Source organism: Leuconostoc sp. UCMA20149 (genome assembly GCF_030400235.1).
In the GTDB taxonomy this organism is placed as follows: domain Bacteria; phylum Bacillota; class Bacilli; order Lactobacillales; family Lactobacillaceae; genus Leuconostoc; species Leuconostoc pseudomesenteroides.
This window is the reverse complement of the sequence record NZ_VJYC01000001.1, coordinates 302,883-323,205: the sequence shown is the minus strand read 5'-3', so window position 1 is coordinate 323,205 and position 20,323 is coordinate 302,883. Positions and strand designations below refer to the sequence as shown.

Here is a 20,323-nt window from a genome sequence, read left to right as displayed (position 1 = left end):
AACCACCTTAGAAATTACGTTTACTATCTCGTTTGTGCCCTTGTTTGCTGTCCAATGGTCCTCGCTTAGTTTTTGGACCTTCTGACTTGCCGCGACGTTCATTTTTACGACGTTCATCGCGGTTACGTCCTTTTCCAAATTTGCCATGCGATTGAGAAGCAACGCGGATAGTAGTGGTTGGTGCATCTTGCGGATTGACCAACATAAAGTCAACTGTACGCTCATCCTTATTAACTCGAATCACTTTGACACGAACCTTTTGACCAATCTGGAAAATATGGTGTTTGGATCGCCCAATCAGTGCTGCGTGTGACTCATCGTACTCATAATGATCATCTGTCAGATTTGATATATGCACCAGTCCTTCAACAGTATTTTCTAGACTAATAAACAGACCAAATTTCAGAGCTGAATTGACAACACCGTCAAACTCTAGTCCTATCTTATCAAGCATATATTCAGCTTTTTTGAGTGCATCAACATCACGTTCTGTATCAATGGCGCGACGCTCACGAGTACTAGTATCTTCACCGATTTGGCCAAGATGGCTGGCATACTTTTCTTGTGCTGATACACCATAACCGTTTTGAGTGTACCATTTAATCAACCGATGCACAGTTAAATCGGGATAGCGTCGGATCGGTGAAGTGAAGTGTGTATAAAAATCAGCGCCCAAACCAAAGTGCCCAACTGGATCCGGTGAATATTTAGCTTGCTTCATCGCACGCAACATCATTGTCGAAATCATTTGTTCAGCAGGGTCACCGGCAACATCATTCATTAGTTTTTGCAGCATAATTGGTGTCACTTTATTTGGATCTCCAATCACTGGATGTCCTAAAGCTTTTGAAAATTCAAAAAATGATTTGGCACGTTCTGCGTCTGGTGTTTCATGAATACGATATAAAAATGGTACTTCTAATTTGTCAAAATGCTCAGCAACAGTTTCGTTAGCTGCCAACATAAAGGATTCAATCATACGCTCAGCTGTGCCACGTTCGCGCAGCTTAATATCGACGGCTTTACCCTCGTCGTCAACAATGATTTGCGCCTCTGGTGCGTCAAACTCAATCGCACCACGCTGCTTACGCATATTGTACAAAATATCATGCAACTCCCCCATCACTTTGAACATAGGTACTAAGTTTGCATACTCTTCTTGAACAAAAACGTCCCCTTCGAGAATTTTATTCACTGCATCATAAGTCATACGAGCATGTGACTTCATAACCGAAGTATGTAACCGATGTTTGACAACTTTACCTTGTGGATTAATTTCCATTTCAGCTGACATGGCCAAACGAACAACATTGGGATTAAGTGAAGCAATACCATTAGAAATATTACGTGGCAACATTGGAATGACACGATCCGTCAAATACACTGATGTACCACGATTATATGCTTCGCGATCAATGCTCGAGCCTTCCGTCACGTAATGGGAAACGTCAGCAATATGAACACCTAAATGGTAATTACCATTGTCTAACTTCCAAGCAACAACCGCATCATCAATATCTTTGGTATCCGCACCATCAATGGTCACCAATGTTTGCTCGGTGATATCCTCACGACCAGCCCATTCAGATTCTGGTACATCTGTTGGTATTTTACCAGCATCCGCTAGCACATCAGCAGGAAACTCATTGGGAACTTTTTTGCTGTAAACAATCTGCAAAATATCCATTCCTGGTTCATCTTTGTAACCAAGCGTTTCAGTGACGGTTGCTACGAGCTCTTTGGGGTGAATTTGGTCGGGAAAACGTACAACTTCAGCCACAACAACCTGACCATCATTTGGCTTCAAGCCTTCCCCATTAACCAAGACTTTGAAACTCATCGCTTTTTTATCGCTAATGGTAAGTTCCCCAATCATGTCCTTGGCATCAGAGCCAAGCGAAAAAGTACCCACAATTCTCTCGTAAGCATGCTCTAATATTTCAACTACTTTACCTTCAGGACCGCGATCTGGAGAAGGCGAAGGTTTAATCGTTTCAACTCGAACACGGTCACCTTGCATTGCTTGCAATGTGTTTTCGGGATTGATAAAAAAGTCTGGTAATTCATCATCATACTTGACAAAGCCAAAACCTTTGTCATTAGCACGGTACTCACCAAACGTGTAGCCCGCATTCGGGTTATACTGATATTGTTGTTCACGATCAAGTGCATCGCCACTTCGGACAAGCGCGTTCAGCGCATTAACCACTTGTTTATAACCAGCACTATCATTCATACGTAGACCATCAGCTAGATTTTGAGCTGAAAAGGACTGTGATGAATTGGCCTTTAAAAAGCCATTCAGCTGTGCTTTTAATTCTTCTAAATGCATGTGTTTTCCTTTTAAATTAAGTATTTTCTTTTTAATAACGCAACGTTTGCTACAAAAAAAGTCAGTCTACGAAAAAAGCGTAAACTGACCAATTCGTTTTTTAATGAGCTGAGACGTACATCAGCGCAAAACCAATAATGAACCATAGCGCCCCAAGAACAGACGTTGCACGGCGCATAACCGCTTCAAATCCTCGAGACTTGCGCTCAGCGAACAAATCGCCAGCACCACCAGATAAAGCTGATAACGCGTCCTGTTGTTTACTAGGTTGCATCATGACTGTGACGATAAGCATAAAGCCTACGACAATCAAAGCAACGGTGAGTGTCTTTTCCACAATCATAACCTCTACTTAAATCGATATTTCTATTATAGCAAATCTATCCCTAAATCGCTAGTATTGGAGAAACCGTCGCTCATTCATTGCCTAGAGACAAGCTGAACATGAGAATACCGCCAGCGATGGCGACATTTAAGCTTTCTGCTTGTCCCTGAATTGGAATATACAAATTAGCTGTTGTTTTAGCTGCCAATTCATCTGACATGCCTTGCCCTTCGTTTCCTAAAATCAATCCAAACTGTGTGCTTGGCTCAATATCACGATATGATTGCGCTGCTTCATTCAACTGAGAACCATATACTGGCAAACCGTTATTTGTCAACGCATCAACCCATTGATTGAGATCACCATTTAGAACTTCTAAGTGAAATTGAGAGCCTTGCATAGCTCGTACTACTTTAGGCGCAAAAGCGTCTGCAGTGCCTTCACCTAGTACAACACCTTTAAAGCCAGCAGCATCAGCTGTTCTAACTAATGTTCCAACGTTACCGGGATCTTGAATTTGGTCAAGCAATAACCACGCACCATCATGAACGTATGCGGGATCGAATGTCTTTTCAGGTAAACTGATCTCTGCAAAAATCCCTTGTGGTGTATTAGTGCCAGCAATATGCTTAGCAACTTCTTCACTGATTTCAAAAGCGGGTACACCATGTGGTACTTCTGGTAAATGTAGTGCCATTTGTGATGATGTTGCCATGACTGCATGAAACTTAGCGTTCGCCTTAACCGCTTCTTCGACTAAGTGCCAGCCATCAAGCAAATAAGTATGATTTTCTAATCGACCTTTTTTTGACGATAATTTTGCCCATGCTTTGACACGTGAATTTTGATTTGAAATAATTCTTTCCATGTACTTTTCTTTCTATGATTGTTGAAACGCAAAATTTACTCTAATTCTAGCGTTTTTGTTTACCGGCATTGCGTCCTTTTTTGCTTTGATTGCTCTGAGAAGGCTTTCTCGACGCTTGAGCGTTATTAAGAATCGATGGATTAGTTGGTGCAGTCGCCGCTTCAGCCATTAGATCATCAGCAGTTTTCTTAATCTTAAATTCACCAGCCACGCGCTTTTCGAGACCTGGACGTTGCAAATGCTGAATAAACGATTGAATCAAAGCAAAAATACCACCAACCACAAAGTAAAGACCAATCGCGCCACTTGCAATCATCGCAAAACCAAAAATCATGATTGGACTAATAAACATCATAGCTGCTGATGTTTTACGTTGCTCTTGTGGCATGTGTTGCATCATTAACCACGCTTGAGCTAAATAAATAATACCGGCGATAATCGCAAAGACAAGTTGTGGTTTCCCAAGATCAAAATTGAAAAATGATGCCCCCTTTAGGGCTGGTGCATGCAAAATGGCTGAATACAAGCCTGAAAAGACTGGCAGTTGCATCGCCATTGTCAAAAAGGACATGCCACCCATGACACTGACATCGTTTTCTCGATAGAGTGACATCATTGACATACTAGCCTTTTGTTGCTCTTCTGGTGTACCAGCTTTACGCGAAATGGCCTGTAATTTGTCAATTTCAGGTTTCAGTGTCTGCATCTTGATTTGATTAATTGTCGTATTCACTTGTTGATTCAAGAAAAACGGTAACAAAATCAAACGTAGAATGGCTGTGATAATCACAATCGCCCAACCAATGCCGTCAACCCCACCAATAAAGTGAGCAATGTTGGTCATTACTTCAGCAAGCGGATGACCAATCCAACGATACATACGACTATTTTGATCATAACCGCCCGTCAATAACACAATATCTAAAATCACAAACGCAATAGTTAAAACGCGCTTTAGTTGTTTCATAATCAAAGTTTCTCCTCGAAAACCGTGTTTAAAAATCATCGTATAATTACAAATTATAATTATACCAAGAATTAGTATCGAATAGCAAAAACATTTGATTCAAATGGTGCAATTGATTCAATTTCAACGTCATCAACGCGACTATAAAATCCCGGTCCCTTTTTGATAGTGGTTAAAAAATTAGCCATGTTTTCTTCTGTCCCTTGGGCTTGTATTGTGACCGAGCCATCTTTTCGGTTACGCACCCAACCAACGATATTATTTTTTTGTGCCGCCTGTTGCGCAAACCATCTAAACCCAACACCTTGTACAACACCAAATACGTTAACTTCCAGCGTTTTCATTTTCATCCTCATGGTACAAAGGGAGATGAATTGTAAAAATTGAACCTGACCCTTCAGCACTTTCCAAGGCAATTTCACCACCATAAGCTTCTACCAATCGTTGGGCTATGCTTAACCCAAGCCCGTTACCGCCTTTGGCGCGAGATCTAGCCTTATCAACACGATAAAAGCGATCAAACACACGTTGAGAGTCTTTAGCAGAAAGGCCCTCACCGAAATCTTGCACCCCAATTTCCACACGATTAGCTGTTTGAGACAAGGCAAAATGAATTTCTCTTCGGTCTAACGAATATTTGACCGCGTTATCTGCTAAAATAATCAAAATTTGTTCCATATGGTCCTGACGAATTTTAACTTCAGCTTGCTGAGATAAATCGTCGTCAAGTGTAAAAATAAAATCCGGATGTATCAATTTGAAATTATCATACACGCGATGAACGGTACCACCAACATCAGTGATTTCTTTGATATTTTCGATTGGAATTTGTTCTGCTCGTGTCAAATTTAACATTTCATTGATGAGTGTCTCCATCCGTTGTACTTCAGCCAGAGATGACTTTATCGAATCATCAAGTACCTCCGGATCATCTTTACCCCAACGGTTCAGCAGTTCCATATGTCCTTTAACAATGGCAACAGGTGTCCGCAACTCATGTGAAACATCCGACACAAATTGTTGTTGCGCGCCAATTAAACCTTGTAATCGATCAATCGTACGATTTAAAATTCGTGTTAAATCCGAAAATTCATCATTAGCACCTACTTCACTAACACGCACGTCTGTCATTGGATCATCTTCAAACGCCTCAATTGTACTTTCTATCGATGTGACTGGTCTCAAAATTAATCGTGTCAACAAAAAAGCAAAAATGAAAATAGCAAATCCACCCAGAATAACAATCGACCACAACCACATAATCATCGCATCTGGCGGATTGCCATAATACTTTTGAACTAATGCCGTTACAATGAGTGCAAAAATAATAAAGATAACAAAAAAGCCAGACGCCATTCCAATTGCTAACTGCCAACGCAGTGAGAAGCGACGTGCGGCTTTTTCAGTTGTGTTTCTATCAGTATCCATATTTTAGTTCCTAAAATCAGCTACGCATAACATAACCGGTACCACGTACTGTTTGGATATATGACGCTTTGCTTTCTGGGTCATCAATCTTATTGCGAAGATATCGGATATAAACATCAACAACGTTTGTTTCAACTTCTGAGTCGAATCCCCAAACTTCTTTAAGCAATTGCTCACGAGACTGTACAACGTTGATATTTTCAACGAGTGTCAATAACAAATCGTACTCACGTTTTGTCAAGTTGATAATTTGATCATCTCGACGTGCAATACGATTTTCCTTTTCGATGCGCAAATCTTTAAAATTAATGATTGAACGGTGCTTATCGTTCACTTCCGTCTCAATGGCAATACGACGCAAAAGCGAGCGAATTCGAGCCAAAAGTTCTTCAATAGCGAAAGGCTTAACCAAGTAATCGTCAGCACCATAATCCAAACCAGAAACGCGATCAATCACTGAATCTCGAGCTGTCATCATGATAATTGGCGTTTTCTTTGCCTCACGAAGACGACGCGCTACTTCCAAACCATTTAACTCAGGCAACATCAAATCAAGCAAAATAACATCATAATCATTTTCTAATGCCAAATCTAAACCTGAACGGCCATCATGAACTGTTTCAACTTCATATCCTTCATGCTTAAGTTCAAGACCAACAAACTTTGCCAAGTTTTCCTCATCTTCAACAATCAATACTTTACTCATTTTTTGTCCTCAACATTTTAAATCGGTTTAAACCGAGTCTATATTATATTCTATTACTCACTTTAGTTTAGATGATTTTGATATTTTTTGCAAGTGTTTTCTCATTCTTTGAAAAAATCATCTAATTTTGCTAAACGAGGGTCTAATTTAGCGCTATTATCACTCATTTTCTCATTTTTATATGTTTCTTCACTGATGACATGCCAATCGTTGCCTGATGGCAAAATATCACTATTTTCTTCTTCAGTCGTTAAAATTTGTAGCGGTAAATTAGCAATAATATTATCTAAAATAGCATCATCCACATTCAGCACATCGTTTTCAAGGACAAATACGGCGTCTGTTTCTTCAAATTCGGATAAGCGCGTCACTTCTTCAATGTATCGTTCCTCAAATGTCACATCAATTGGCAGCTCAACAGCATCCAAAGAACGTGACGAGGGTACGGTAATTGTGCCTTTAACCGTCACTTTTAAAATGATATCTTCGTTACCTAAATAACTGATTTGCCCCACAACTTCTAAAGGCGACAACGCTAAAACGGTCTCAGGGAAACGTTCTTTAGCAATAGGTTCAAGATTTATCTGTTCAGCCAACAGCATGGGCTTTTGACGATATTTTAATAATTGGTTCTTTGCAAATTTCATTTTATTTCTCCACAAATATTGGTGCGCGTGTCACATCTTGTTGTTCAGTCGCATTGTTGGCAAGGAGTTGCCATAGTTTGCCGGCTTTATAGTCTAAACGCAATTGCGCTCTGGCTAAGTTACTGTCAACTTTACTAATCAATGGTAAAGTTACGTCTCTTTTGATTTCATTCAAATACTGTTGCCCATTCGGTGTGAAACCCAAAACTCTCAAATATGGGTCTTGCATTGCGGCCTGCATTTGGTCAACCTTAACATTCAGCAACGTGTACAATAATGTGCGTTGCATTCGTGCAAACGTATAACGTTTTGATTTAGTTCTTTTAATAAAATTTTGGTAATTCGTAGGTGCTGGTTCTGTTAACATAACTGAGGCCAAACGATGTTCCAATCCTTCCGCCATTTGGTAGACTTGCCCTAGCTGGCCAACCGTATCTGTTGTAATACGATACTTCAACAGGGGCCAAAACTTTTCCTCAAAATTGATTGTGGAGGCTTCAGACGTCAAAGTTTGATAAACATCATTTGGTACAACATTTTTTATTTTTTCTGCACGATCTTTGTGGAGGGCCAGACGAATGGCAGAAGCAGACGCAATTTCTTGTGTTTCTGAAAAATGTAATTCATGATATCCTGCAGCTACGCGTTGAATCGGTATCAGTTCAATCGGTGACTGTTGCTTTAAAACAGCTGTTGCATATCCCAACGCCAAAATATCGTTGGGCTCTTTTAGCTCAAAACCAGTTTTGTCTGAAAGTTGTTGTGCGTATACGCTTGCGAACGTTTGATTATGTTGCTTAAATTGATCATTTTGATTAACGTCTGGTGCCTGTTGTGCCAAAGATAAAAAATCAACATCAGCATGTTCGCTCCCAAACACAACTTGTTTCACATTTAAGGCGGTTAACAGTTGAATCGCGCCATCAGCAAATAAATGACTGGGCTGTACTGCAAAAAAGGTTGGTAACTCGATGACCAAATCAACACCATGCAACAAAGCTAATTGCGCTCGATGCCATTTATCAATAAGCGCTGGTTCACCGCGTTGAACAAAATTGCCAGACATGACAGCGACAACAACGTCAGCACCTGTTGCAGCTTTGGCTGCTTCAATATGGTAAATATGACCGTTGTGAAAAGGATTGTACTCCGTGACTAAGCCAACTGCTTTCATGGTTTCACCGCCTTAAAGAACCAACGCGTTGTATCTTCTTGAATGTCATCACGACCAAAATCTGCACTAACTTCAATGTTTTGAAAACCGACTTTTGCTAACAACTGTTCATAGGTCGCTAAACTATATGTTTGCTCATGATGAATTTCACGCATAATTTTAAAACCATCAATCGTTTCATCATAAACAAAAAATTTAAGATCGTGATCGACGCTGTTCATTTCATCTCCAGCAAAACTAGTCCACATTAAAATATTTTCTGGATCGTCGTCATTATTATAGTAGTAATTATCATAACCAACATTAATTTGATAAGGTGTAATCACATCAAACAGGAACATGCCACCATCAGTTAAATGATCAAAAACCTGGATCAACGCAGCCTCTAAATCAGCAATATTTGGTAAATAGTTCAACGCATCTGCAAAGCTAACAATCAACGGATATGCCGTTGACCAATCACTAAATTCACGCATATCTGCCTGTAAAAGTGTCAAATCAACGTTAGCATGACTTGCATGTGTCTGAGCTAAAGATAACATATCTGGTGACAAATCTAAAACTGTGACCTGATATTGATGTTCTGCTAACAAAACACCTAGCCGTCCAGCGCCACCACCCAGATCGAGTACATTTGTCGGAGTGGTGTATTGGGTGACATAGGATAGCCAATCCTGGTACATGTCCGAATCAAATAATCGGTCATATTTAGCAGCAAAAGTTGTGTAATTATCGTTAATGTTCTTAGTCATATTCTCAATTTTAACATAAAAAAACTGGCACAAGTTGTCCCAGCCTTTTTAATCCTCTACTAATAAACTTGTTAAATCAACATATGGTGCATCATGCCACAATCGTTCCAAGTTATAAAAATCACGACTTTCAGTATCAAAGATGTGTACGATAACGTCCCCTAAGTCCATCAATACCCATTGACCTTCTCGAAAACCTTCTGTAAATCGTACTTCACCACCGGCAGCCTCAATTTTATCTTTCACTTCCGTCGCAATGGCTTGTACTTGTCTGGTAGAGGCAGCATCGGCAATCACAAAGTAATCTGCCATCAAGCTCACTTCACGCATATCTAGCGCTACAATATTATTAGCCTTTTTGGCATCAACTGCCGCAACTGCTGTTTCCAAAACTGTGTTCACATTTAAAATTGTTGTCATATTTTAGTTTTCTTTCCTAACCCAGTAATTATAAGTTTCCAATGATTTGGGATAAATTGGCGTTTCTTTTTTCACCAATCGTGCCAACGTATGCACAATTTGGTATTTTACACCCTGCTCAAGGGACTGCTTAGTAATATCTCTTGCCACTTGGACGCCATCAAAATCACGACCCACTTCCAAATAGTCTGCCATGAAAATCACTTGTGAAAGCTTACTCATCGTCGCTCCAGCACCAGTGGTATGCTCACGCACAGCCGTTAAAATATCAGGGTCCGTAATGCCTAGTTCATCATGAATCATTTCAGCACCAACGACACCGTGCCAAATATAATTGCCCCAATTCAATAAATCGGGATCCATTTTTTTGCGTTTGATAACAGCTATAAAGTCACTATCTGAGCGTTCTTTAGCATAGTCATGAACTAATGCCGCTACCTCTGCTTGATCGGGATCAACACCATTTGCTTCCGCTAATTGAACCGCATAATCCCGTACACGGCGTACATGTTGAAAACGGTAATCTGATAACTGAGCCTCAACTTTTTCTTCGAGTTGAGCAATACTGCCATCAAAATATTTAGTCATAAAATCCTCGATATAAATTATATTCTTGCATAAATAGGGCCACGCGTTCAGGTACTAAATAATTAATACTTTGATTCATTCTAATTCTAGTTCGTATTTCTGATGCACTGACACGAATATCCGGCACGTTAAACCACAATACTGGGTAATCTGATGAAGTAGATTGTCCTTCACGCACACCAGCAGCAAAAGTAACCAGTTGACTCAGCTCATCTATATGGTCCCAAGTTGCTAATGTTTTGATTTTTTCTGCTCCCAAAATAAAATAGTATTCATTTTCAGGATGCAATGAGACTAATTCGCGCATCGTATTGAAGGTATGCGACTCACCACCATTGCGAATTTCCAAAAGTTCTATGTCAAAAAAAGCATTATCAGTAATTGCCAAGTGAACCATTTGCATACGATATGATGGCGCAATCGCACTGGCATGTGTGCCATCAACGGGTTGAGCATTCGGCATCCAATAAACTTTTTCAAGGCCTAATTGTCGCCCAACACTTTCAGCTAAAACGAGTTGTCCGATATGCGGCGGATTAAACGTCCCACCAAAAATACCTATTCGTTTTTTTTCTTTCTGAGGCGCTGTTTCCGTTTGGACTTGTGGCGCAATGGTTACTGTTTCTCGCATATTGACACCCTTAGATTTTTTCTAAAGCAACTGAAACTTTCTGATATTTCTCTTCTACTGCTGGTAAATATAAGACAATTGTCCGGCCAATCGTTTGAACAACTGAAATATCTGAGTGCGTCTCGATATAGTCGGCAACTGAATCAACCGTTTCCTCAGATCCTTGTTGCAAACTAATCTTAATTAGTTCACGCTTTGCAATCGCCATCACTAATTCCTCTAGCCAAGTTGTCGTCAAACCATTTTTACCGACCGAAAAAATTGGCGATAAAGTGTTTGCTTGTGAGCGTAAGAAACGCTTTTGTTTTCCTGTAAGTGTCATTAAATCATAGCCTTTCTAATTAGAACGTCAACGCCCTCTGGTACCCATCCGGCAACTTTAATGCCCGCTGGCAAGGTAATCCAACCTAATCCAGCAAAAACGAGATCACTTTTTTCGATGATATTGAATTCACGTTTGACAAGTGGTGAAGTCGTCAAATTCAGTGGCGCTGGTGCTAGTAATTCACCAACATGTCGATTATAAAATTCATCTGCGCCATTTAATTTAGTGCGGTGGATATTTAAATTATTTTCAAAATAAGCCGTGACAGCCGTACGTTCCCCACTCAGAAAATCAAACCTAGCCAATCCACCTAAGAACAGCGTTTGTTCCGGATTGAGCTGATAAGTACGTGGCTTGATTTCTTTCTTCGGCAACGCATACTTTAAATCTTTATCAGCAATAACATGTGCCATTTGCTCACGTTTGATAATGCCTGGTGTGTCAATTAATTGATGACCATCTGCTAACGGAATTTCAATGCGGTCCAATGTGGTCCCTGGAAAACGTGAAGTTGTTATCAAATCCTGAACACCAGTCCGTGACTTGATAATTTGATTGATCAGTGTTGATTTACCAACATTAGTCACACCCACTACGTAAACATCACGATCGTGTCTCAATTGGTCAATGCATTCAAGTAATTCATCTAAATTTTTAGGATGCGCAGCAGAAGTCAAAAAAATATCAGCTGGTTTAATCCCTTGAGTTTTAAGCATTGCCTGCAACCATTGTTTTAGTCGATTCTGCTTCAATAGCTTAGGAAGCAAATCTACTTTATTTCCCACCACTAAAATAGGGTTGTTGTCACCTACAAAACGTGGCAACCCAGCAATTTCAGACCCAGTCACATCAAATAAATCCACTACATAGACAATCAACGCTTTTGTCTCAGAAATTTGATGCAATAATCTGGCGAAGTCATCGTCAGTTAATTCGACTGGTTGAATTTCGTTATAATGACGTAGCCTAAAACAGCGCTGACAGAAAAGCGCATCGCTATCAATGGATTTTTTTAAGGCGCTTAATGGCAAATATCCAGCTTTTTCTGGGCTAGTAATTTGCATTAAAGCTCCACAGCCAATACAGCGTAAGCCTTCATTTAATTGTGTTTGAACGTAGTCGTCAGTGATTTCAGTTGTCACGTAATGTTTTCTCCCATTTTAAATATGGATGTGCTTTAAAGACAATTTTCTTAATGTACTTTTCAATACTGCGATTAAGCCATGTTTGCCACATATCCGACTCGATTAGACGTTGAACTAAAACACTTCTAATGCCAGCACTGTGTGCAGCCCAAACGTCAGTTAGCATTTGATCGCCAACCATAATTACTTCATCGCGCTTAAGATGATGAGTTCTTAGTATGTGTAGTATGCCACGCGGCAATGGCTTTAGCGACCATGAAACAAAATTGACGTTCAATGGTGCAACTGCTTTAGCCACTCGTTTTGTCGTATTGTTTGATACTACAATTAGTTCAATACCGCCATCACGTAGGTCCTGTAACCATTGACGTAATTCGGGCGTACCCTCAGGATTGTTCCATGCCAGCAATGTATTGTCTAAATCTGCGAGCACTGTTTTAATTCCATGCGCCTTCAAATCATCGACTGTTAAATCATATATTCGTTCGACCATATATGTCGGTGTAAAGTGTTCTAAGCGCATCGTATCCATCTTTCATCTCGTTTGTTTCTTTATCTATTATAACAAAAAAACCCGTAAGACGGGTTACACGTTTATTAATACCAATTATTGGCTTGCCAATGTGCAATTGCATTAGCTACTGAACCATATCGAGCGGCAATGTATTTTTGCATAGCTTCTAACTGAACAGCGTAATTACCACGGTAATCTTGACCAGGAACATATTGCGCGTAATATGCTTCAGTTAATTGACCAATACCATAATATGGACCGTTTTGAGCATTTGGATTGCCACCACTTTCGCGTTGAATCAACCACTGAATGTCGGCGGATACTGCTGGCGTAGCGGGTTGCGATACCGCTGTCACTGTGGCTTGACTATTAGCGACTGATGAAACATTATCCGTGTTGTTTGTATTAGCATTAGTGCTAACCTCAGTTACTGTTGGTGCCTGATTAGCGTCACTTTGAGCCGTTGCTGTTTCAGATGTAGCCACTGGCTGATCTTTAGTCTTGTCGTCAACTTTTTCTGAAGGCTTTGGCACTTGTGCCTTAGGCAATGAAATCATCTTAACATCAGCCAATGATTCAGCAGCCGCGTCAACTGCTTTGACGTCGACTTTTTGGTCAAGACTTGCAGCATCAGTTGGCTGATTTTCTGTTTGTAGTTGTGTTCCCAATGCACCCAATGCAACTCCCGTCATTGTAGCGCTTGCAATCAATATTCTCTTTATCATGTCTTCCATTGTGCCTTGTTTATGTTACATGGGCGTTACGAAAATTAACAAAAACGTAGACCAAAAATACATAATAAACAATTTAACAATAATTTGTATACTATATAAGGAAAAATAACAATTATTATTAAAATAAAAAATCAACAATGAATTTGTCAGTCTCATTGTTGATCTATTTGCACAGTGTTGTGCTGTTTAAGGAGTAATCTGATTGTACGGTATCAGACTATAAACGAATCACACATGAAAACGCTTACAATATTATTATAACAGTCATTTTATTTCCGTCAAGCCCTGATTTAATTTTTTATTTATTCGTAGATTAATGGTTAAATCTCTTAAAACCTAGACAAAATTAACTAGTTATATTATTATACTAATAAATAGTAAGTGGTAGGAGATTGTATGTTTAACGTAAATTATAAAATTGCCCACATCACCCTGTTGGCAGATGATGAACAAAATATGCGTAGCTTTTATCGTGACATGTTAGGACTTGTCGAACGAAAGAAAGCGAAAAATCAGTTTTCTTATGCCTTCACTAATCAAGATCAGCCTTTCCTAACCTTAACATTTACTGGACGTAAGCCATTAAAGCAACGACAAGGATTGTATCATTTTGCGTTGCTTTTCCCAGATAAAGCGAGTTTAGCAAGTTTGATAGAACGGTTAATTTTGTCCGAATATCCGTTAGGCACGGGAGACCACGATGTCAGTGAAGCATTCTATTTAAATGATCCCAATGGCAACGGCATTGAACTCTATCACGATCGACCGACAGAACTGTGGGAATGGGACCAAGGGTTCGTCAAAATGGGTACGAAAGCAGTAGATGTCTTAAGCCTATTACAGACTAAGCAAGCCGATTGGTCGGGATTTCCTGTTGGTATGACGATCGGCCACCTACACTTCGTGGGAGATAGTGTTCATAAAGGCGATGCGTTTTTTATCACTATGTTAAAAATGTCATTAACTGCAAAAATAACGGAGAGCGCACACTTTTACGCTCACAATGCCTACCATCATCACCACGCCTATAATACATGGTTTGGACCCAACGTGGCACGACGGCGCTCTGATGAAAATGGTTTAGTCGATTGGACAATTTTAGTTGACAAACAACTTTTTACAATATTACAACATTCACTCCACGACCAAAATCACTCAACGCAATCAAGTCAGATTTGTTTGGTAGATCCTTTTGGTAGCCGATTATTGATTAATGAAGACTATGCCAACCAGATGTGAAACCAAGCAGTGCCATTGCTTTTTTTATGTTTGGCAAGATTAATACTACAGTATTGGATTTCAATCGAATCAATGTTTGACAATCAAAAAAGCTGCTTACCGACAATAACGGTAAAGCAGCCTAATTTAATTGGAGCTAACGGGAGTTACTACACACCTGTCATATCAACACTCATGGCGGTTTTTACCACTTTGTTTCCCTAAATTCCCAACTTTGCTAAGATATTACCCGTGTCATCACTGGCACGCTTGGTTATATCACTATAAACATCTAAAGTCATTGATACATCTGCATGTCCCAAATAAGTCTGTACCTGTTTAACCGTAGCTCCCTGGTCAAGCGCTAATGTCGCCCACGTATGCCTTAGCTTATGCATGGATAAACCAACCGCAACATGGTATTTATCACTGACATCATGCAACCACTTATTTGGTCTCATGACCTGTAATGTCCGTCCTTGATAACTAAAAACAAAGTCTTTCTTCCTATTATATGAGGTAGAATCATACCAACTAGCTAATATGGACAACATATTACTATCAATCTTTAATGTTCTCCTGCTTGTGACACTCTTTGGTTCTTTGATGTATGTGCTACCATTTAAACCACGTCCTAACGCTTGAACAATCATTATATAGCCATTATCAAAATCAACATGTTGCCACTGCAAAGCCAGTAATTCCTCGGTTCTCATCCCCGTGAAAGCGCCTAATCTAAGCAATGTATATGCCTGTTGGTTTATCTGGCTATATTGATTATCCAGAACATCTATAAACGCTTTGAACTCGTCCACATCCATGAATTGCTTGGGCTTATTGAGTTGCCTGCGCTCTCGTGGCATTTCAATTTTAGTAAATGGATCCACAGCTATCATATCCATTCTGACTGCGATGTTTAATAATCGCCTAAAATAGCCTGTTATCTTACGATAATGCAATATCTTGCCCTGCATTGTGTTAATATAAAGCTGTAAATCAAGTGGTTTAATATCTGATACCAATGTATTCCCCCATTTGGGGATGACATGCACGTCAAATACATTCATTGTTTTATTAAGTGTACTCTCTTCAACGGTATGCTGATAAGTTTCTAACCACATATCATACAACTCTTTGACAGTCATTATGTCGGGAGTTGTTTTTTTATTGTATCGACTTTCGCCATTCTCAAACACTACACTCTCATTATTAAACCACTGTCTAGCGCTCTGCTTACTATCAAAGCCACGTTTTTTAACTCTAACTTTCTGACCACCATTGATTAGGTAGCCGTCTACCTCCCATGTTTTACCTTTGGATGTTTCTATTTGTTGTACTTTCATAATTTATCCTTACCAGCAAGTAAGCAGTGTTTGAAGATAAATAAAAAAGCATGTTCACACGCTTTCATTATTTCACACTGTTATGATGTTGTTTTTAAGCTTAACACTTTCTTAAACATTGTTAATCATAATAATGTCTCACAGCTTCATCAATTTCATCACGATTGTATCTCGTGCCATGCTCTGTGGGATAAGCTTTTACCTTACCTGTTTTCACGTATCGTTTGATAAAAGTATTGTCCGCAACACTGATGTATTGATGTGCTTTACTGCGGTTCATCCACTGTGGCCATTGTTGGGGATGATTATTACTTGTTGTCATCTATTCTCCTTTCCACACCTCAAGTATCAATTTATTCACGTATCGATCAATGCCGTGTACATTGATGTATTTAATAGCCATTGCTAACGTTAACCTGCCTTTGTACACTAGGTGCATACTGATTGACTGTGCCACATATACATCAAAACGCTTATGGTATTTATTAGCGTTGACGTTAGCTGTTCGTTTACTCGCCATAGGGTGTGTTTCTTGATAGGCTCTGGTCTTATTGCCGTGCGTTGTGTAATCCAAAACATAATTGATAGCTCTACGATTAGTTACCTTTCGTCTGATCAACTCATCCATGACTAAATGAAACACATATACATACAACATAGTGCTTTCTTTTTCTGCATAGGTTTTTGCTGGTCGTGGAAACCTACTCATTAAATCGTTGATATTCATAAAAACATTCCTTACTAGTAAAAGCCAACCTCTTTATTTTAATGTTCATAAGCTAAACCGTTGCAAAAATTGTATTTAAGCTACTAAAAATGTCCGTTTATTTATGTCTGTTTTTGTCTATCTATCCCTAAAACTATGCCACCAAGCATACAATCCGCCTTTCTTCAATTCAACATCAAACTGTGTCACTTCATGATCTGATTGTTTAATCTCTCGTTGCTGACTTTTCCATAACCGTTGTATTTGCTCTGGTGTGAGTTCATGCTTAACAAAATTATTTTTATCAAATTGTCGATAATCATACCCTAAAGCCTTTAACGTGTTGTCTAACATATTAGTCAAATGCTTTAATGTGTCATACTGGTGGTCTTGGATCACTTTTAAATTTTCTTGCTCAATATTTCGCTTTACTAAATAATGAATACGTCTATGTTGTTCAAAGATATAACCAATTAATGCTATAAATATAAAGCCAACTATATAATTCATTTCATCCCCTTTTCGGTTGTTTTCTGCTAATTCTGTGGGTTGTGTCAAAAAATAGGACTGTTTTGTGTCATGAATTTTATGCTTTAAACCCCTAAAAAACGTTGATATAAAGCTACTTTGTCTCTTTGTGCCAAATGTGTCATGTTTTTTCTATACTACACACCTATATGTATATATTTATTTTTTTATAGAAAAGTAATGACACTATTGACACAAGACCTGTAACCCTTGTGGCGCAACGTATTTCACGTTTTAGGCATGACACTGAAAAGGCACATTTTGAGACAAAACTCACTCACACCATAGGTTTAACCCCTGTTTTTGTGGCACAAATTGCCTTTATTCATTAAAATACGGGTCTAAATCTAAACCATCCCAACTCCAAACAGGGTTGACTGTTTCCTCTGATGACTGATGTTGTCTGGTTCTGATTGAAACATAGCCTAATTGCTCCATTTTGTCGTTAAACTGCTTACGTTGTATTTTTGAATTGATAGCATTTTCTTGTAACCATATTTGAAACAATTTCCATGTCTGGTCTTTGGTAACACCTCCGCTGTATAAATTGTCATCTTCTTTAGTGACATCCTTTAAAAAAGTAGTGACTAAATCTTGACGTTCTAGCCATTCTCTTGTTGCCGTCTCAATCTCATCACTGGTTGAAAACTTGCCCCGCTGCTTGGCTTGCTGATAAGCTGTTAATACACTATAAGCAAAAGCGCCAACTTCTTTAACGGCTTGTTTCTCATCCCACAATAACGCTCGCTTGGCTTGTTCCTGTGGTCGCTCTCTAGCTCTTGGTGCTGTCACGGGTACAATCTTGATACGTTGTGATAACGCTACATTGACCGCTATGTTAGGTGTCTGGTTTGCCCCAAACAGTAACAAAGCATAGAATTTTAAACTTAATGCGTCTGCATTCTTGGCTTCAACATCTATTCTGTCCCCACCCGATAGACTTCTTAATGTGTCGGGTACTTCAATACGGGTATCTGGTAGATCTAAATGAATGTTACTCAACTTCTCAAATAATCCGATTAGTCCAAACCGTGCACTCTTGCCGTTACTGCCTGCGATTGTGTCCATATCTTTGGCCACAATGTTTTTAGTCCCTAGTAGTGGGAAGACGATTGTATCAAAGAAATAACTCTTACCAGTCCCACCCATTTCATCCACAATGATTGCAATGGTATTAAAAGTCTTATACTCGGGGATGAAAGCATAGCCTAGTAGCTCTTTGATAAATTGCCATGAGTTACCAAATAAATAACTGCCCCATGCTTCAATGTTAGGCGCCTGACCTTCTTTGTTAATCTCAATATCATGACCGTTGACTAGATAATGTGATTGTTTATTAGGTGTCATATTACCTGTCTCAATCTCATAAGTACCATTTTTAAAGGCGATAATGTCGGTGCGTTGGTCTTCAAACGGGTTATGTTCACTAATCGTTTGAATAAGCGTTGTTTTGCTCACATCTTGCATGCGTTTTACATTGTAAGCATGGTATCGTTTCAACTTTTCCAATGCTTCACGTTCAATATAAGCCCTTGCTGATTTCTCGGTTAGGTTTTCCCATGAGATACCATTGTATTTGTAGTATCTAATGCTACCGTTGAAAGGGACACCAATGACGGGACTATCTTTGATGATTGCTTCACTCAATTTCAAAGTGTCAATGCCTTTCACATCCCCGTTATCATTTGTGTTTAACCAATCAGGGATAGTCTGCCTTGTTAGTAATGCTGTTGTGTCAATCTCTGCCATAGTCATTCATCCTTGCTCGTTTTTTCTCCTCACGTCTTCTGGCACTCATATACACGGTATTAAGTTCATGGTCTGGTAATGGTTCGTTACTGCGTTCATTGATTGCTTGCATGATGTCATAAATATCTTGTGGTGTCACATCAATGGCAAATAGATAACCCGCTAAACTCATGGCTTGATTGTTCCGTTCTCCAGTCTCAAAGCCATTAATTGTCATTTTCCATCTGTCCGCAAGGCTATATTTTGCCTTGTAAGTATGACTAGGTCTATCAGTACCCAAACCATTTGCTAAGTCATATACCCACGTTGGTACGGGCTTAATTTTGTCAAAAGTAGTAATTTGTCGATATTGCCCGCCTGTCATTGTGGATGGTGCTGTCATAACTGCTGTATTGCTCAAAACGTCCACGCCTTTAATCGCATTAATCACATGTTTTGGTTTGTCTTGTCCGCTAGGGATGAGATAGAAAGCATGTAATCCGCCTGTTGGTGTTTGTTCTACATACGTATCTTGCAATGTATCAGGTGCAATATGATGTGTTTTAAACCATGCCAAGATACTAGCCATCCCATTCTGCTCATGCTTATCAATATCAACGACAACTAGATTACTCTTTGATAGGTCTATCCCAACATTTCCAAAACGATATGCTGGATATTGTTGTAGCCACTGTCTTAAATCGTTGTAATCATCAAAGCTGTTATTAAATCCACCCTCAACCGCATTAAATTTTTGATTAGGTAATGCCATGAATACATAAGCGCCTGCCTGTTGATATTGTCTGATATGTTCCCACTTATCCACTGTCACACCCTGACTTGGAGTATCTGCAAACGTGTCTCAACTTCATCAAGGTTAGTCCCAACTCTAAGCAACATGCTCATGAGTTTCTGTGGCTCTTTTTGATACCTCGCTAAATCTACAAGGCTTTTAGCACTCATCACACTTTCTAAAGCATGATTAACCGCTACTCGTTGTGATTGTGTCATTCTTCGTCCCACTCCTTACCTGTTAGTTCGTGATACTGGGCTTCAATATTAACAATTTGCATATCAACCATTGTCACTATTTTGGTGTTGCTGTCCATCTCCTCATCTAATTCACAACGCAAACGTTTCAAAAAGGTAAGTTGATTTTTAAGATAGTCAGTAGCCGTATATTTTCTGGGCTTATTTGATGTGACTGCATTAACATTAAACCCGTGAATACTTATTTCTGTCAT

The 20,323-nt window shown here is 39.3% G+C and carries 26 protein-coding genes; 1 reads left to right on the top strand and 25 read right to left on the bottom strand.

Annotation, left to right across the window (positions count from 1 at the left end):
- Positions 1-7 precede the first annotated feature (7 nt).
- From rnr to FF105_RS01805, 17 genes are all read right to left on the bottom strand, one after another.
- The gene (rnr, locus tag FF105_RS01885) at positions 8-2,332 is read right to left on the bottom strand and encodes a ribonuclease R (protein ID WP_010279857.1); all 2,325 of its coding nucleotides are present in this window, start codon (positions 2,330-2,332) and stop codon (positions 8-10) included.
- Between the two features lie 100 nt (positions 2,333-2,432).
- Complete coding sequence (gene secG / locus FF105_RS01880; RefSeq protein ID WP_277873067.1) at positions 2,433-2,669, bottom strand: preprotein translocase subunit SecG; 237 nt, start codon at positions 2,667-2,669, stop codon at positions 2,433-2,435.
- A 79-nt stretch (positions 2,670-2,748) separates the two neighbouring features.
- A complete protein-coding gene (locus FF105_RS01875; protein WP_010279865.1) occupies positions 2,749-3,525 on the bottom strand; it encodes a TrmH family RNA methyltransferase in 777 nt (258 codons plus the stop codon).
- Positions 3,526-3,571: 46 nt separating this feature from the next.
- On the bottom strand, positions 3,572-4,492 hold the full coding sequence (yidC, locus tag FF105_RS01870) for a membrane protein insertase YidC (protein WP_290046251.1): 921 nt from the start codon (positions 4,490-4,492) through the stop codon (positions 3,572-3,574).
- Positions 4,493-4,563: 71 nt separating this feature from the next.
- Positions 4,564-4,836: an acylphosphatase gene (locus FF105_RS01865; RefSeq protein ID WP_010279871.1), complete on the bottom strand. Its 273-nt coding sequence runs from the start codon at positions 4,834-4,836 to the stop codon at positions 4,564-4,566.
- Positions 4,817-5,920, bottom strand: coding sequence for a sensor histidine kinase (locus FF105_RS01860; RefSeq protein WP_010279875.1), 1,104 nt, complete (start codon positions 5,918-5,920; stop codon positions 4,817-4,819). The genes FF105_RS01865 and FF105_RS01860 overlap by 20 nt, the downstream gene beginning before the upstream one ends.
- A gap of 16 nt (positions 5,921-5,936) precedes the next feature.
- A complete protein-coding gene (locus FF105_RS01855; protein WP_004911968.1) occupies positions 5,937-6,626 on the bottom strand; it encodes a response regulator transcription factor in 690 nt (229 codons plus the stop codon).
- A 101-nt stretch (positions 6,627-6,727) separates the two neighbouring features.
- A complete protein-coding gene (locus FF105_RS01850; protein ID WP_010279881.1) occupies positions 6,728-7,273 on the bottom strand; it encodes a DUF177 domain-containing protein in 546 nt (181 codons plus the stop codon).
- 1 nt (position 7,274) lies between these two features.
- Positions 7,275-8,447: a nucleotidyltransferase gene (locus tag FF105_RS01845; RefSeq protein WP_010279887.1), complete on the bottom strand. Its 1,173-nt coding sequence runs from the start codon at positions 8,445-8,447 to the stop codon at positions 7,275-7,277.
- Complete coding sequence (locus FF105_RS01840) at positions 8,444-9,199, bottom strand: class I SAM-dependent DNA methyltransferase (protein ID WP_010279890.1); 756 nt, start codon at positions 9,197-9,199, stop codon at positions 8,444-8,446. The genes FF105_RS01845 and FF105_RS01840 overlap by 4 nt, the downstream gene beginning before the upstream one ends.
- 48 nt (positions 9,200-9,247) lie before the next feature.
- A complete protein-coding gene (gene rsfS / locus FF105_RS01835; RefSeq protein ID WP_004911956.1) occupies positions 9,248-9,619 on the bottom strand; it encodes a ribosome silencing factor in 372 nt (123 codons plus the stop codon).
- A gap of 3 nt (positions 9,620-9,622) precedes the next feature.
- On the bottom strand, positions 9,623-10,207 hold the full coding sequence (gene yqeK, locus FF105_RS01830; protein WP_010279894.1) for a bis(5'-nucleosyl)-tetraphosphatase (symmetrical) YqeK: 585 nt from the start codon (positions 10,205-10,207) through the stop codon (positions 9,623-9,625).
- Positions 10,200-10,838, bottom strand: coding sequence for a nicotinate-nucleotide adenylyltransferase (locus FF105_RS01825; RefSeq protein ID WP_139968279.1), 639 nt, complete (start codon positions 10,836-10,838; stop codon positions 10,200-10,202). Before FF105_RS01825 ends, yqeK begins: the two co-directional genes overlap by 8 nt.
- 10 nt (positions 10,839-10,848) lie before the next feature.
- Positions 10,849-11,160, bottom strand: a complete 312-nt coding sequence (yhbY, locus tag FF105_RS01820) for a ribosome assembly RNA-binding protein YhbY (protein WP_010279900.1) — start codon at positions 11,158-11,160, stop codon at positions 10,849-10,851.
- Positions 11,160-12,305, bottom strand: a complete 1,146-nt coding sequence (yqeH, locus tag FF105_RS01815) for a ribosome biogenesis GTPase YqeH (RefSeq protein WP_290046242.1) — start codon at positions 12,303-12,305, stop codon at positions 11,160-11,162. Before yqeH ends, yhbY begins: the two co-directional genes overlap by 1 nt.
- A complete protein-coding gene (locus FF105_RS01810; protein ID WP_031941039.1) occupies positions 12,295-12,831 on the bottom strand; it encodes a YqeG family HAD IIIA-type phosphatase in 537 nt (178 codons plus the stop codon). The genes yqeH and FF105_RS01810 overlap by 11 nt, the downstream gene beginning before the upstream one ends.
- Before the next feature lie 74 nt (positions 12,832-12,905).
- The gene (locus tag FF105_RS01805; RefSeq protein WP_031941040.1) at positions 12,906-13,556 is read right to left on the bottom strand and encodes a peptidoglycan-binding protein; all 651 of its coding nucleotides are present in this window, start codon (positions 13,554-13,556) and stop codon (positions 12,906-12,908) included.
- A gap of 396 nt (positions 13,557-13,952) precedes the next feature.
- On the opposite strand from FF105_RS01805, the gene FF105_RS01800 reads away from it, so the two are divergent.
- The gene (locus tag FF105_RS01800; protein WP_290046240.1) at positions 13,953-14,795 is read left to right on the top strand and encodes a VOC family protein; all 843 of its coding nucleotides are present in this window, start codon (positions 13,953-13,955) and stop codon (positions 14,793-14,795) included.
- A gap of 200 nt (positions 14,796-14,995) precedes the next feature.
- Here the strand turns inward: FF105_RS01800 and FF105_RS01795 are convergent, their stop codons facing one another.
- From FF105_RS01795 to FF105_RS01760, 8 genes are all read right to left on the bottom strand, one after another.
- Positions 14,996-16,117, bottom strand: a complete 1,122-nt coding sequence (locus tag FF105_RS01795) for a tyrosine-type recombinase/integrase (protein ID WP_290046238.1) — start codon at positions 16,115-16,117, stop codon at positions 14,996-14,998.
- 121 nt (positions 16,118-16,238) lie between these two features.
- Positions 16,239-16,439 (bottom strand): hypothetical protein, encoded by a 201-nt coding sequence (locus tag FF105_RS01790; protein WP_290046237.1) that lies wholly within the window; start codon positions 16,437-16,439, stop codon positions 16,239-16,241.
- Positions 16,440-16,826 carry a hypothetical protein gene (locus tag FF105_RS01785; protein WP_290046236.1) on the bottom strand — a complete coding sequence of 129 codons (387 nt, stop codon included), beginning with the start codon at positions 16,824-16,826 and terminating at the stop codon, positions 16,440-16,442. It abuts the gene before it with no gap.
- Positions 16,827-16,961: 135 nt separating this feature from the next.
- Entirely contained in the window at positions 16,962-17,333 is a 372-nt protein-coding gene (locus tag FF105_RS01780) for a hypothetical protein (protein WP_290046234.1), read from the bottom strand.
- 339 nt (positions 17,334-17,672) lie between these two features.
- Positions 17,673-19,100 (bottom strand): phage/plasmid primase, P4 family, encoded by a 1,428-nt coding sequence (locus FF105_RS01775; protein WP_290046232.1) that lies wholly within the window; start codon positions 19,098-19,100, stop codon positions 17,673-17,675.
- The gene (locus FF105_RS01770) at positions 19,087-19,905 is read right to left on the bottom strand and encodes a bifunctional DNA primase/polymerase (RefSeq protein ID WP_290046230.1); all 819 of its coding nucleotides are present in this window, start codon (positions 19,903-19,905) and stop codon (positions 19,087-19,089) included. The genes FF105_RS01775 and FF105_RS01770 overlap by 14 nt, the downstream gene beginning before the upstream one ends.
- Before the next feature lie 2 nt (positions 19,906-19,907).
- On the bottom strand, positions 19,908-20,090 hold the full coding sequence (locus FF105_RS01765) for a hypothetical protein (protein ID WP_290046228.1): 183 nt from the start codon (positions 20,088-20,090) through the stop codon (positions 19,908-19,910).
- A complete protein-coding gene (locus FF105_RS01760; protein WP_290046227.1) occupies positions 20,087-20,323 on the bottom strand; it encodes a hypothetical protein in 237 nt (78 codons plus the stop codon). The genes FF105_RS01765 and FF105_RS01760 overlap by 4 nt, the downstream gene beginning before the upstream one ends.